This is a genomic window from Micromonospora sp. NPDC000442, from assembly GCF_042898635.1.
Taxonomy (GTDB): domain Bacteria; phylum Actinomycetota; class Actinomycetes; order Mycobacteriales; family Micromonosporaceae; genus Micromonospora.
Map to the genome: position 1 here is coordinate 380,929 of NZ_JBIAYZ010000004.1, position 13,952 is coordinate 394,880.

At 71.1% G+C, this 13,952-nt stretch carries 11 protein-coding genes and 1 pseudogene; 9 read left to right on the forward strand and 3 right to left on the reverse strand.

Going from position 1 to position 13,952, the window contains the following annotated elements:
• The first annotated feature begins 17 nt into the window (after positions 1-17).
• Together ACFY2A_RS08825 and ACFY2A_RS08830 are read left to right on the forward strand one after the other, a co-directional pair.
• Entirely contained in the window at positions 18-1,571 is a 1,554-nt protein-coding gene (locus tag ACFY2A_RS08825; RefSeq protein WP_387169986.1) for a fused MFS/spermidine synthase, read from the forward strand.
• A gap of 71 nt (positions 1,572-1,642) precedes the next feature.
• Positions 1,643-3,301, forward strand: coding sequence for a serine/threonine-protein kinase (locus ACFY2A_RS08830; RefSeq protein ID WP_387169988.1), 1,659 nt, complete (start codon positions 1,643-1,645; stop codon positions 3,299-3,301).
• Positions 3,302-3,310: 9 nt separating this feature from the next.
• On the opposite strand, the gene ACFY2A_RS08835 is transcribed toward ACFY2A_RS08830, so the two are convergent.
• Both ACFY2A_RS08835 and ACFY2A_RS08840 read right to left on the reverse strand, forming a co-directional pair.
• Positions 3,311-3,982: a potassium channel family protein gene (locus tag ACFY2A_RS08835; RefSeq protein ID WP_387169990.1), complete on the reverse strand. Its 672-nt coding sequence runs from the start codon at positions 3,980-3,982 to the stop codon at positions 3,311-3,313.
• The gene (locus ACFY2A_RS08840) at positions 3,972-5,306 is read right to left on the reverse strand and encodes a TrkH family potassium uptake protein (RefSeq protein WP_387169992.1); all 1,335 of its coding nucleotides are present in this window, start codon (positions 5,304-5,306) and stop codon (positions 3,972-3,974) included. Before ACFY2A_RS08840 ends, ACFY2A_RS08835 begins: the two co-directional genes overlap by 11 nt.
• Positions 5,307-5,501: 195 nt before the next feature.
• Here ACFY2A_RS08840 and ACFY2A_RS08845 point away from each other — a divergent pair, with 195 nt between their 5' ends.
• The 7 genes and pseudogenes from ACFY2A_RS08845 (at position 5,502) to ACFY2A_RS08875 (ending at position 13,080) form a co-directional block, all read left to right on the forward strand.
• Positions 5,502-6,623: a glycerophosphodiester phosphodiesterase gene (locus ACFY2A_RS08845; protein WP_387169994.1), complete on the forward strand. Its 1,122-nt coding sequence runs from the start codon at positions 5,502-5,504 to the stop codon at positions 6,621-6,623.
• A 633-nt stretch (positions 6,624-7,256) separates the two neighbouring features.
• A complete protein-coding gene (locus tag ACFY2A_RS08850; RefSeq protein ID WP_363918312.1) occupies positions 7,257-8,462 on the forward strand; it encodes a substrate-binding domain-containing protein in 1,206 nt (401 codons plus the stop codon).
• 6 nt (positions 8,463-8,468) lie between these two features.
• Entirely contained in the window at positions 8,469-9,212 is a 744-nt protein-coding gene (locus tag ACFY2A_RS08855) for an ABC transporter ATP-binding protein (protein ID WP_099849466.1), read from the forward strand.
• Between the two features lie 61 nt (positions 9,213-9,273).
• A pseudogene (locus ACFY2A_RS08860) lies at positions 9,274-9,996 on the forward strand (ABC transporter ATP-binding protein); the annotation flags it as partial.
• 134 nt (positions 9,997-10,130) lie between these two features.
• Positions 10,131-11,021 (forward strand): branched-chain amino acid ABC transporter permease, encoded by an 891-nt coding sequence (locus ACFY2A_RS08865; RefSeq protein ID WP_093403525.1) that lies wholly within the window; start codon positions 10,131-10,133, stop codon positions 11,019-11,021.
• Positions 11,018-12,148, forward strand: coding sequence for a branched-chain amino acid ABC transporter permease (locus ACFY2A_RS08870; RefSeq protein WP_363918315.1), 1,131 nt, complete (start codon positions 11,018-11,020; stop codon positions 12,146-12,148). Before ACFY2A_RS08865 ends, ACFY2A_RS08870 begins: the two co-directional genes overlap by 4 nt.
• Before the next feature lie 185 nt (positions 12,149-12,333).
• Positions 12,334-13,080 carry an SDR family NAD(P)-dependent oxidoreductase gene (locus ACFY2A_RS08875; protein ID WP_387169997.1) on the forward strand — a complete coding sequence of 249 codons (747 nt, stop codon included), beginning with the start codon at positions 12,334-12,336 and terminating at the stop codon, positions 13,078-13,080.
• A gap of 4 nt (positions 13,081-13,084) precedes the next feature.
• Here the strand turns inward: ACFY2A_RS08875 and ACFY2A_RS08880 are convergent, their stop codons facing one another.
• Positions 13,085-13,882, reverse strand: a complete 798-nt coding sequence (locus ACFY2A_RS08880; RefSeq protein WP_387169999.1) for a hypothetical protein — start codon at positions 13,880-13,882, stop codon at positions 13,085-13,087.
• Between the last annotated feature and the right edge of the window lie 70 nt (positions 13,883-13,952).

A 13,952-nucleotide genomic window follows, 5' to 3' on the forward strand; every position in this document is an offset into this window, starting at 1 on the left:
TGCGTACCATCGCCACGATGAACTCTCCATCGCCTGACGTGGCGGCCCCGTCCGCGCCGTCCTCGCCGGAGGTGCCCCGGGCCCTGCCGAACGGGCTCGCCGCGTTCCTGGTCTTCTACTCCAGCGGTGCCGTCCTGGTGCTGGAGACCGCCGCGTTGCGCCTGGTCGGGCCGTACGTCGGGGTCACCCTCCAGGTGACCAGCTCGGTCATCGGCATCGCCCTGGCGGCGATCGCGTACGGGGCCTGGGCGGGCGGCTGGCTGGCCGACCGGCGTAACCCGCGGACGCTCCTGGCCCCGGCGCTGGTGCTCTCCGGCATCGCCACCGCGATCACCCTGCCGGCGGTGCGGTACGCCGGTGAGGTGCTGCGTGGCGGTGCGGCCAGCGCCGTCCTGCTGTTGGTCGCGGTCGCCGTGTTCGCGCCCGCGATGCTGCTCTCCTCGGTCAGCCCACTGGTGATCAAGCTCCAGCTCGCCGACCTGCGCCGCACCGGTCAGGTGGTCGGCCGGCTCTCCGGCATCGGCACGCTCGGCGCCGTCACGGCCACCCTGGTCACCGGCTTCGTGCTGGTGGCCGCCCTGCCCAGCACCGTCATCCTGTTCGGGTTGGCCGCCTCGCTCGGCGTCGTCGGCATCGCGCTCGGGGTGTACCTGCACCGGCAGGACCGGGCCGCCCTGCCCGGACCGGCCCGGGTCAAGGCCGCCCTGGCGGTGCTCGGCCTGGCCGGGGCGGGGCTGACCATGGTCGCCCCGAATCCCTGCGACGTCGAGACGGCGTACCACTGCGCCCGCGTCCAGGCGGATCCGGGTCGGGCCAGCGGACGGACGCTGCTGCTCAACTCGGCCCAGCACTCGTACGTGGACCTGGCCGACCCGACCCACCTGGAGTACGCGTACACCCGGTGGATCGGGGCGGTGGCCGATGTGATCACACCGGAGGGGCAGCGGCTCGACGCGCTGCACCTCGGCGGGGGCGGGTTCACCGTGCCGCGTTACCTGACCGCCACCCGGCCCGGCACCGACAACCTGGTGTTCGAGATCGACGGCGGGCTCGTCGAGCTGGGGGAGCGGCGGCTCGGCGTACGCCAGGGGCCGGAACTGCGGGCGGTGGTGGGCGACGCCCGGCTGCTGGTGGCCGCCGAGGCCACCGACAGCCGCGACTTCGTGGTGGGCGACGCCTTCGGACACCTGGTGGTGCCCTGGCACCTGGCCACCCGGGAGATGGCCGCCGAGATCCGCCGGGTGACCCGCCCGGGTGGGGTGTACGTGCAGAACGTCATCGACTACCCGCCGCTGCGGTTCATCCGCAGCGAGGTGGCCACCGTCGCCGCCGAGTTCACGCACGTCGCCCTGATCGCCCCGCCGGAGGCGCTGGCCGGCGAGCAGGGCGCCAACTTCCTGATCGTCGCCTCCGACACGCCGCTGCCGCTGGCCGCGGTACGGGCCCGCCTCGACGTCGCCAACGAGCCGGCCAGCCTGCTCAGCGGCGGTGACCTGACGGACTTCGTCGGCGATGCGCTGGTGCTCACCGACGACTACGCCCCGGTGGACCAACTGCTCGCCACCGCCTGATCGGGTGACATCCGTGACCGAATCAGACCAGAGAGGTGTAGGCGGCCTCACGTCGGGCAACAACGCCGACCATGGGTGGTGCGGTGAGCAGAGGAGCGCAACTGCTCGGTGAGCGGTACCGGCTCATCGAACAGCTCGGAGCGGGCGGCATGTCGGTGGTCTGGCGCGGCTACGACGAGGTGCTCGGCCGGCAGGTGGCGGTCAAGGTGCTCGCCTCCCGGCTGGCCAGCGACCGGGCGTTCCGGCACCGGATCCGGATCGAGGCCCAGGCCGCCGCCCGGCTCTGCCACCCCAACATCACCAACGTGTACGACTACGGTGAGTCCGTACAGGTCGGGTTGACGGTGCCGTACGTGGTGATGGAGCTGATCGACGGCGGCCCGCTGACCGCGCGGTTGGCCCGTGACGGGCGCCTGCCCTGGCGGGAGGCGGTGACGGTGGCGGCCGAGGTCGCCTCTGCGCTGGCCACCGCGCACGCCCGGGGTGTGGTGCACCGCGACGTCACCCCCGGCAACGTGATGCTCACCGCGACCGGCGTGAAGGTGGTCGACTTCGGCATCTCCGCGCTGGTCGGTGAGAGTGAGAAGGGGCCCGACGGCACCCTGCTCGGCACCCCGGCGTACCTCGCTCCGGAACGGCTCGACAACGGTCAGGTCAGCCCGGCCACCGACGTGTACGCGGTCGGGCTGCTGCTGTACCGGATGCTCACCGGCCGGCTGCCCTGGCAGGCCGACACCACCACGCAGATGCTGCGCGCGCACATGTACCGCGAGCCGGAGCCGATGCCCGACGTGCCGGGCCTGCCCGGCGGCGTCGCCGACCTCGTCCAGCGCTGCCTGGCGAAGCGACCGGCGGACCGTCCGGCCACCGCCGAACTGGCCCGGGTCCTCGGTGAGGCGGCCGGCAAGGTGCCGACGGTGCCGGTGGGCGCCGGCGTCGGTGACATCGGCCCGTCGTCGCTGGCCGACGCCGGCACCACGATCCTGCCCTGGTCTGCGGCGACCGACGCGCTGCCCCTGGCCGGCCTGCGCACCCGTCGCCGGCTGAGCCGCCGACGCCGGATCGAGGCGGTGACGGCCGCCGCCGGGCTGATGGCCGTCACGGCGGCGGTCTGGGGTGTCACGTCGCACAGCCCCGCCAGCGGCGGAATCGACCAGCCCACCCAGGCGCGCATCGGCGGCGAACAGGGGATTCCCTGCCAGGTGACGTACGCGCTGCGCAAGGATTCCGGCAAGGACTTCACCGCGGAGTTGAGCCTGACCAACACCGGGGATCGCGAACTGCGCGACTGGACCATGAGCTTCGCGTTTCCTGGCGAGCAGAAGGTGACCGCAGCAACCCCGGCACCGGTGCGGCAGCAGGGCCGGGCGGTGGCGGTGCAACCGGCTCCGCAGCGGCCTGCCCTGGCACCGGGTGCCACCGAGAAGGTGAACCTGACCGGGCGGTACACCGGGACGAACCCGCTGCCGGTGGAGTTCCGGGTAGGCACGGCGGTGTGCGGGGTACAGGTCTCCGGGGTGGCCGGCACCGCGCCCACCACCAAGCCGGCACCCACCAAGTCGGCTGCGAAGACGGTGAAGGCAACGGCCGGCAAGGCCGGTTCCGGCGACAGCAAGCCCAAGGAGAAGAAGCCCAAACCCGAGAAGGCCAAGCCGGAGGACGGGAAGGGAAAGGGCAAGGGTGGGGGGAAGCCGCAGCCCGACAAGCCCGGCAAGGGCCCGGGTCGGTGAGCTGACCGGTCAGGACAGCGTGGCGAAACGCTGGATCTTCTCGATGGTCCCCTCAACGATGAGAATGGTGTCATCGGCGAGTTCCAGCTCGTCCGAGGCGTACCGGTACCGATCCTCGCCCGGCCGTTTGAGCCCGATCACCCGTACCCCGTAGCGGTCCAGCAACTGGACCTCGCTGGTGGGGTGACCGGCGAGTGACCGCGGTACGCGGATCCGCGCCACCGCGAAGGCCTCACCGAACTCCACGAAGTCGAGCATCCGACTGATGATCAGGTGGGCGAGCCGCTCGCCGGTCTCCGCCTCGGGAAAGATCACGCGGTGTGCGCCGACCGAGGAGAGGATCTTCGCGTGCTGCCCCGACGTCGCCCGGGCCCAGATCTGCGGAATGCCTAACTCCACAAGCGCGAGCACGGTGAGCACGCTGGCCTCGACGGAGGCGCCGATGGCCACCACCACCCGGCGTAGGTCGGTCAGGCCGAGCTGGCGCAGGGCCTCCTCGTCGGTGGCGTCGGCCTGCACCACCTGATCGAGCATCGGCGACCATTTCTGCACCTGCTGGGCGTTCCGGTCGATGGCCAGCACCTCGCGGCCGAGGGCGGAGAGCGATTCGGCCAGGTGGCTGCCGAACCGGCCGAGGCCGATCACGGCGATGCCACCCGCGTCCGACTTCCTATCCGACAATGGGTTGCTCCTCTGGGTAGCGGTACAGCCGGCGTCGGGTGTTCAGGGCGATCGCCGAGCCGAAGGTGAGCGGCCCGACCCGGCCGACGTACATGAGCACGATCAGCAGTAACTGGCCACCGTCCGACAGGGACGACAGGACGCCCACCGAGAGCCCGGTGGTGCTGAACGCCGACGTGACCTCGAACAGCGCGCCGTAGAACGGAAGCTTGTCGGTCATCGCGATCAGCGCGGCGGTTCCGGCGGCCACGATCGCGACGCTGAGCAGCGCCACGGTGAGGGCCTGCCGCTGGCTGGCGGTGGCGATCCGGCGGTGCCCGACCGTGACATCCGGCTCGCCGCGGACCTCCGCCCAGATGACGAAGGCGAGCAGGAAGAAGGTGGAGACCTTGATCCCACCGGCGGTGCTGGCGCTGCCGCCACCGATGAACATCAACCCGATCAGCAGGGTGTAGCTCTCCTCCCGAAGCAGTTCGGTCGGCACCACCTCGAAGCCGCCGGTGCGGGCCAGCGCGATCTGCGTGAACGCGGCGACCACCTTGCCGGGTACGTCGTACTGGCCGACCGTCCAGGGGTTGGCCCACTCGGCGGCCAGGAAAGCGACCGCACCGAACGCGACAAGCGCCGCGCTGCCCCAGATGGTCAACTTGGTGGCGACCGCCCAACGGGCCGGCCGCCGCCATTCGCGGACCGCTTCGAACAGGGCCGGGAAGCCGAGACCGCCGACGATCGCGCCGAGAGCCAACGGCAGGCTGACCCACGGGTCACGGGAGAAGGCCAGCAGCCCGTCGCTGTAGAGCGAGAAGCCGGAGTTGTTGAACGCCTGCACGGCGTGGAACGAACCCGTCCAGAGGGCCCGCCAGAACGGGTAGTCGTAACTCAGCCAGAGACGTGCCGTGACGAGGAGCGCCATCACCACTTCGCAGGCGAAGACCGTGGTGGCGATGTGCAGCAGCAGCCGGCGTACGTCGCCGAGCCCGTACTCCGCGGTCTCGGCCTGCACCAGCAACCGGTTGTGCAGGCCGAGCCGCCGGGACACGGTGAGGATCACCAGCGCGGCACCGGTCAGGATGCCGAGCCCGCCCAGTTGGGTGAGCACGGTGATGAGCACCAGTCCGGATCCGGACCAGTAGTTCGGGGTGTCGGTGACGGTCAGGCCGGTGACCGAGATGGCCGACGTGGCGGTGAACAGCGCGGTCATGAACGGGGTGTGCTGGTACTCGATGGTCATCGGTCGCAGCATCAACAGGCCGGTGCCGATCAGGATCGCCACCAGGAAAACCAGCGGCACGAGCCGCACCGGGTGACGAAGATACCGACGCACCAGACAATCTTCCGATTCTGCCCGCTGTTCCGGGCCCGAACCGGCATCCCGACGCCCCGTCTCGTCGACCCTCCCTTGCTCTGCTTCACCGGACGCAGCGACGGAGGATTCACCGGATGGTCAGGCGCGGACAAACTGCCGGTCAGCCCGGGCGGGTCTGCTGAGGCGGTCCCCCCGACGAGTCAGGAGACCGCGTTGCGACGTACCCTTTCCGCCCTCGGTGTGTCGGTGACCCTGCTCGCCGCCGCCGTGGCCACGCCCATGGTCGCCACGGCGAAGCCGACAGCCGGCACGGACCCGGCCCGCGTCGGTGACCAGCCCATCGTCATCGGCCACCGGGGTGCCAGCGGCTACCGGCCGGAGCACACGCTGGAGGCGTACCGGCTGGCGATCCGGATGGGTGCCGACTACATCGAACCGGATCTGGTCGCGACCGCCGACGGTGTGCTGGTCGCCCGGCACGAGAACGAGATCAGCGGTACGACCGACGTGGCGGCCAGGTCGGAGTTCGCCGACCGCCGGGCCACGAAGACCATCGACGGGGTGTCGGTGACCGGCTGGTTCACCGAGGACTTCACGCTCGCCGAACTGCGGACGCTGCGAGCCAAGGAGCGGCTGCCCCAGGTACGGGTGACCAACACCGCGTTCGACGGCAAGTTCCAGGTGCCCACCTTTGAGGAGGTGATCGACCTGGCCCGGGTCGAGGGCAGGGCGCGTGGCCGGGTGATCGGTGTCTACCCGGAGACCAAGCACCCGACGTACTTCGCCTCGATCGGCCTGCCGCTGGAGGAGCCGCTGGTCGAGGCGCTGCGCCGGGTGGGGTGGTCGAAGCGGAACTCACCGGTGATCATCCAGTCCTTCGAGACGGCCAACCTGCGGCGGCTGGACCGGATGATCGACGTACGCCTGGCGCAACTGCTCAACGCCGCCGGCCAGCCCTACGACTTCACCGTGGCCGGGGACACCCGCACGTACCGCGACCTGGCGACCCCCGCCGGCCTGCGATGGATCTCCCGATACGCCGACGGCATCGGGGTGCACAAGGACCTGATCGTGCCGCGGAACGCCGCCGGTGGCCTGCTCGCACCGACCACTCTGATCCGGGATGCGCACCGGGAGAAGCTGATCGTGCACGCCTGGACCTTCCGGGCGGAGAACCAGTTCCTCCCGACCGACTTCCGGATCGGCACCGATCCGAACGCCCGCGGCGACATCCAGTCCGAGTACGAGCTGTTCTACCGCCTCGGCCTGGACGGCGTCTTCACCGACCACCCCGACACCGCAGTCGCGGCCCGCGCCGCCCTACCCCGCCACTGACCCCGACCGTCACCCCACCCGCACCGATCGGCCCGCCGTCCCCCCGGCCGGCGGGCACCCCCGCAGACCTACCCACCGGGGTCCGTCGTGCGCAGGATGCCGCAACTCGTGCCGTCAAGCGGGCGGGATACCCGGACATGCCGCAACCGGTGTACAACGGGTCCGGGCCGGGCGTTGTGCGGCCGACGACTCGGTGACGTCGACCGGGTGTCAGGTGGTCCCGAAGGGACATCGCTCGGTACGCGGTGTCGACGCTGACCAGCCGCTCGACGGCGGCAGGCGGTGTGTACCCGGGACACCGATCACGACGGACCCTGCCGCCGGCGCTGAGCGGAGCAAGATCCGGAGCGGCGACGATGCGCTCGAACCCGAATGATCGTGACGCCAGCCTCAGCAATCGATCCCGCCTGGCCGACCCGAGCGTGGGGGTGGGCGACACATCGTGTCTCGGCCTCCTGGGCGGGACGCCCGTCGCCTCGGCCGGCCGTCACCACGTGGTCGTCGATGCTGTAACCCGAGCCCACCCCACCCCTGTTACTTGTGTGTTTCGACCACATGGCCCGTGGGTGACGTCACTTCTAGCGTGAGCCGACACATAAGGTTCCTCCCTCCGAGTCCTCACGTGGAGTCGCAATGACGGTCCGGACGACACGGCGGGTGTTCCTCTCCGCCGCCACGATGATGGCCGCGGCGATCGCCGCCACGGCCTGTGGCAGCCCTCAGGACACCGCCAACGGCGGCGGCGACAGCGCCGCCCCGGTGAAGGTTGGTCTGGTCTACTCCCAGTCGGGAGCGCTGGCCAGTTACGGAAAGCAGTACATCGAAGGGTTCAGGGCCGGCCTGGACTTCGCCACCGACGGCACCAACAAGGTGGGCGACCGGGCGATCGAGATCACCGAGGTCGACGACGCCGGTGATCCGGCAAAGGCGGTCTCGGCGGCCAAGGATCTGATCGGCAAGGGCAACAAGATCATCGCTGGTTCGACGGCGTCGGGCGTGGCGCTCCAGGTAGCCCCGATCGCCGCGCAGAACAAGGTGCTTTTCATCTCCGGCCCGGCGGCCACCGACGCGGTGACCGGCGCGAACAAGTACACGTTCCGCTCCGGCCGGCAGTCGTACCAGGACGTGGTGACCGCGAAGTCGTTCATCGGCGATCCGGCCGGCAAGAAGGTCGTGGTCTTCGCCCAGGACGGTGCGTTCGGCGACGCCAACGAGGCCGCGGTCAAGGCCGTCATCGGCGGAGCCGGCGCGAGCGTCAGCGCCGTCCGGGCACCGGCCAGCGCCACCGAGTTCACCCCGTTCGCCAGCCAGATCAAGTCCGCCAAGCCGGACCTGCTCTTCGTGGCCTGGGCCGGCACCACCGCCCCGGCCATGTGGCAGACCCTGGACCAGCAGGGCGTGCTCACCTCCACCACGGTCGTCACCGGCCTGGACATCCGCGCCTCCTGGCCCACCTTCGGCGCTGCCGGCAGCAAGATCTCCTTCCTGTCGCACTACTTCGACGGCGCCAGCGACACCGAGGCGGCCAAGGCCGCCAAGGCGAAGGTTCCCGGCGGCACGCTCGACCTGTTCCACCCGGACGGCTTCGCCGCCGCACAGATGGTGGTCCGCGCCGTGGCCGAGGGTGGCGACGACGTCGAGAAGATGGTCACCGCACTGGAGGGCTGGAGCTTCGAGAGCGTCAAGGGCAGCATGACCATCCGCGCGGAGGACCACGCGCTGCTCCAACCGATGTACCAGGCGAGCCTGACCGGAAGCGGCGACGCCTTCAGCGCGACCGCACAGAAGGCGCTCACCGGTGACGAGACCGCACCGCCGGTCCAGGCGATGAAGGGCTGACCGGAAATGCTCGCCACCCGCGGTCTGACCTGGCGGATCGGTGAGGTCTCCATCGTCGACTCCGTCTACCTGGACCTGGCGCCCGGGGAGTTCCTCGGCGTGATCGGCCCCAACGGTGCCGGCAAGACCTCACTGTTCAACCTGATCACCGGCCTGCGCCGGGCCACCGAAGGTCGGGTCACCCTGGACGGGCAGGACATCTCCGACCTGCCGCCGTACCGGCGGGCCCGGCTGGGCCTGGGCCGTACCTTCCAGGCGTCCTCGGTCTTCGGCTCGCTGAGCGTGCGGGAGAACGTCCGGCTCGCCGTGCAGGCACACCGCGGGGGCTCGCTGAAACTGTGGCGGCGGGCGGCGGCCGACCGGGAGGTCGCCGCCGCCGCCGACGCGGCGCTCGACCGGGTCGGCCTGGCCCACCGGGGTACGGCGCTGGCCGGCACCCTCGCCCACGGCGAGAAGCGGAAGCTGGAAATCGCCCTGCTGCTGGCCGGTGAGCCACGGGTGATGCTGCTCGACGAGCCGATGGCCGGGGTCAGCGCCGAGGACGTGCCGGAGCTGGTCCAGGTGATCCGGTCGTTGACCGGAGACAGCGGCCGGGCGGTGCTGATGGTCGAGCACCACATGGACGTGATCCTCGAACTGGCCGACCGGATCGCCGTGATGCACCACGGCGCACTGCTGGCCTGCGACACACCGGAGACGGTGATGGCCAACCCGACCGTACAAGAGGCCTATCTCGGGGAGTCGCTATGAGCGGGTACAGCCAGCGAACCACCAGGATCGGCGGCGGGGCGCAGCGAAGCGGAGTGCCGGCATGAGCGAACCGGTCTTGACCGTCGAGGACCTGTCGGTCCGGATCGCCGGGCTGCACATCCTCCAGGGAGTGTCGTTCACGGTCGCTCCGACCGGGGTCACTGTGCTGCTCGGCCGTAACGGGGTGGGCAAGACCACCACGCTGCGCGCCGTCGTGGGGCTGACTCCGCGTAACGGCGAGGTGCGCGGCACGGTCCGGATGGGGGCCCAGAGCCTGCTGTCCCAGCGGACCCACCGCCTGGTTCGCGGCGGGCTCGGCTACGTGCCGGAGGACCGCTGTGTCTTCGCCGGACTCACCGTCGCGGAGAACCTGCGGCTCGCCGAGCGGCGCGGCACCACCCCGGCGTACGACCGGGTGTTCGCACTCTTCCCCGAGCTGGACCGGCGTTCCCGGCAGCGGGCCGGATCGCTCTCCGGCGGGCAGCAGCAGATGCTCGCCATCGGCCGGGTGCTGCTCAACGACAACCGGCTGCTGCTGGTCGACGAGCCGACCAAGGGGTTGGCGCCGAAGGTGGTGACCGAGGTGGCCGAGGTGCTGGAACGGGTCGCGGAGTCCGTGCCGGTGCTGCTGGTCGAGCAGAACCTGGCGGTGGTCCGGCGGCTGGCCCGCGACGCGGTGGTGCTCGCCGCCGGGCGGGTCGCCTGGGCCGGTGACGCCCAGGAGTTGCTGTTGGAGACCGCGCTGACCCGGTCCCTGCTCGGCGTCGGCTCGGCGGAGAGCCACCAGTCCACCGGGCCGGCGGCCGACCATCACCCGACCGGGCCGGCGGCCGACCACCAGCCCACCGGGGTCGCCGCCGTCGATCGGAGCGCCGACCGACCGGCCGGCGCCGCGTCGGCCCCGGAGGACGGTAGCTGATGGACGCGATCATTCTGTTGACGCTGACCGGCCTCGGCCTGGCAGCCCTCTACTTCCTGGTCGCCTCCGGGCTGTCGCTGGTCTTCGGCCTGGCCGACGTGCTCAACTTCGCCCACGGGCTCTTCCTCGGCGTCGGCGCGTACGCCACCTGGTGGGCGGCGGGGAACCTGCCCGGCGCCGGCCCCGACGGCCTCGGCTTCGTGGTCGCGGTCGCCTTCGGGGTGGCCGCCGGCACGTTGATGGCGGTGCTTGTCGAGTTGGTCCTGATCCGGCCGCTCTACTCGCGCACCATCGAGCAGGTGCTGGTCACCGTCGGCCTCTCGCTTGCCGGCGTGGCGTTGTTGCAGGCCACCTGGGGTGCGGACGCGCGACCGTTCCCGCGCCCGGCATGGACCCGCGAGGTGACTTCGATATTCGGCGCGCAGGTGCCCAACGGGGGGCTGCTGCTGATCGTCGCCGCGGCGCTGGTGCTCGGCGCTATCCTCGCCTTTCTCCGCTGGACCCGCTACGGCCTGATCATCCGGGCCGGGGTGGAGAACCGGGAGATGGTGACCGCGCTGGGTATCGACGTCCGCAAGGCGTTCACCCTGGTCTTCGCCATCGGCGGAGCGGCGGCGGCGTTGGCCGGGGCGCTGGGCAGCGTCTACTTCGGCACCGTCTCGCCGCAGCAGGGCGGCTCACTGCTGATCTTCGCATTCATCGTGGTGGTCATCGGCGGCATGGGCTCGGTGGTCGGCTCCGCGTACGCGGCGGTCGCGGTCGGGCTGCTGCAACAGTTCGTCAACTACTACGGCACCTCCGGGTTGGGCGACATCTGCGTGGTGGCGTTGCTGGCCGTGGTGCTGCTGCTGCGCCCGCAGGGCATCGCCGGAAAGGCGGTTACGGCATGACCGAGGTCAAGAGTCCCGAGGTTCCGGCACCGCCGGCGGCGGTGCCCGACGAGCTGACCGAGCAACCCGGCCGTTGGGGCCGACTCCGCCCGTTTCTGCCGCTGGTCGCGCTGGCGGTGGCGCTGATCCTGCCGTACTCGACGCTGCACCTGCCGGGCATCTTCGAGGGCGCGCTGAACTCGCCGGGCACCCTGCAACTGCTCGCCGTGTGTCTGATCTTCGGTGGTCTGGCGGCCGGTTACGACCTGCTGTTCGGGCGTACCGGGATGCTCTCCTTCGGCCACGCCCTCTACTTCGCCGCCGGCGTCTACGGCACCGACATCCTGATCACCCGGGTCGGGCTGCCGCTGTGGCAGGCCGCGCCGCTGGCCATCGTCGGCGGAACCATCCTCGCCGGGCTGCTCGGCGCGGTGGCGCTGCGTACGGTCGGCATCGCCTTCGCCATGGTGACGCTGGCCTTCGCGCAGGTCGGGGCGATCCTGGTGGCCCGGGACTTCGGTGGGCTCACCGGTGGTGAGGAGGGGTTGCCGCTGGACGTCGCCGGGCTGCCGGACGGGCTGGTAGGGGTCGCCAACACGGTCAACCTGTACTGGTTGGCGCTGGCGTATCTCGTGGTGGTGGTGTTCGTGGTGCACCGGGTCAGTGGCTCGCCGACCGGGCGGGTGCTGGCCGGGCTGCGTGACGACGAGCGCCGCATCGGCGTGCTCGGGTTGGATCCGTACCGGTTCAAGCTGGTCGCCTTCACCCTGGCCGGTGGTCTCGCGGCGGCGGGCGGGGTGGTCTACTGCCTGATCGTCGGTGGTGCCTCGCCGCACATCACCAGCAGCGAACTGACCCTGTCGCTGCTGGTGATGGTGGTCCTCGGCGGTCCCGGTACGCGCTGGGGTCCGGTGCTGGGCGGCATCCTCTACATGTACCTCGATCACCGACTGGTGTCGTTCGGCACCTCCGACGCGGTGAACGCGTTGCCGGCGTTCCTCAGCCGGCCGCTGTCCCAGCCGCTGTTCGTGCTCGGCACGGTCTTCATCCTGGCCGTCTACTTCTTCCCCGGCGGCCTGGCCAGCCTCGCTCCTCGGCTGTCCCTGCTCCGTGACTCCCTGCGTCCCGGCACCCGGCGCCAGGGCTGATCACGAGGTCGGCGGGACGGCACAACGGCGTGTCGTCCCGCCGCGCTAGCCTCATGATCGGTGGCCCGGACCGGCGCTGTGGTCCGGGCCGGCCCGGTGTCCGGTGCGGCCACCCTCGCGCTACGGAACAGCGGTGGCGGATCCGGACGGACCGGTACGGGACGAGTGGTGCGGGAAAGGACAGCATGAGCGAGCGGTTGGCCGTGGTCAGCGGCGGCGGTACGGGAATCGGGGCGGCCGTGGCGCGGGCGCTCGTCGTGGACGGGTGCTCGGTGCTGGTCGTGGGCCGGCGCGCGGAGAAGCTCACGGCCACGGCCGAGCGGATCGGAGCCGAATGTGGCCGTCCCGAGGCGATCCGTGCCGTGACGGCGGACCTCACCGACCCCGACGAGGTGCTGAAGGTGGTCGAGGCGGTCGGTGAACGGCCGGTCGACGTGGTGGTCAACAACGCTGGCGGCTACCACAGCGGGGACAGCGGCACGCTGGCCGGGATCGCCGCGAACTGGCGGGCGACCCTGGACACCAACGTGCTCACCGCGGTGCTGCTCACCGAGGCGTTGCGACCGGCACTGCGCCGGCCCGGCGGGCGGGTGATCCTGGTCAGCTCCATCGCCGCGCAGCGCGGTGGCGGCGACGCGTACTCGGCGGCGAAGGCGGCGCTGCACGGCTGGGCGTACAGCCTCGCGGCCCAGCTCGGGCCGGACCAGATCACGGTAAACGTGGTCAGCCCGGGCTACGTGGCGGAGACCGAGTTCTTCGCCGGCCGGATGACCCCGGAGGGCCATGCGCAGCGGGTGGCCGCGACCCTGGTCGGACGGGCCGGGGTGCCGGACGACGTCGCCGAGTCGGTGCGCTACCTGGCCAGCCCCGCCGCCGGGTACGTCACCGGCCAGGTGCTCGGGGTCAACGGGGGGTCGGTGCTCGGCCGTTGACCGATCAGCCGTTGAGCAGGTCGTAGGCGGCGGTCGGGGCCTGCTGGGCCTGCTTTTCGGTGAACGCGACGACCGCCGGGGCGGCGCCGAAGTCGAAGTACTCGACCACGTACTCGGACGCCTTCTTCTTGCCGGCGGCCGGGATCTCCAGCGTCAGCGAGGACAGGTTGCCGTCCGCGCCGACCACCGCGCTGAGCGGTAGCTGCCCGTCGCCGTCGCCGAGCGCGGCCACACCCTCCAGCGCGTCCGCCAGCTCCGGCACGGCGGACAGGTCCACCACACCGGTGTACGTGCCAGGCTCACCGGTCTGGACGTCGGTGGCCGCGCGGATGATCGCGTCGGCGTTGCCCGGGTCGGTGCCCTCGTAGGTGGGCAGCGATTCCGGTCCCTCGATCTTCGCCGGGTCCAGCTCCATCCACTTGGTGGGCAGCTTCATCAGCTTCTGGATGTCCTTGGCGCCCTTGAAGTTCACCTTCATCCAGGTGCGTGACTCGACCATCCGGAAGGACATCTCAAGCGTGAAGTCCTTGTCCTTGGTGACGGTGTCGATGTCCATGCCCCGGTTCGCCGGGTCGACCACGCCGGAGACGTCACCCGAGGAGTCGCTTGTGGTGAAGCGGAAGGCCGGGTCCTGTTCACCCGGCACGGCCGCCAGCAACTCCTGCTTCGGGTCCGGCGGCGGGGGAGCCGCCTCCGGGGTGGCCTCGTCGTCGCAGCCGGCCACCACGGTCGCGGCCAGCAGGGCGGCGGCCACGGCCGCGAGACGGCGGGTCGTGGCGGTGGTGCCGGTTCGCTGAGTCATCTCGTCTCTCTCTCCGGTATCGAACGGGAATGGTAGAACACACTTCCGGCCGCGGCCCGGCTCTGCTGTC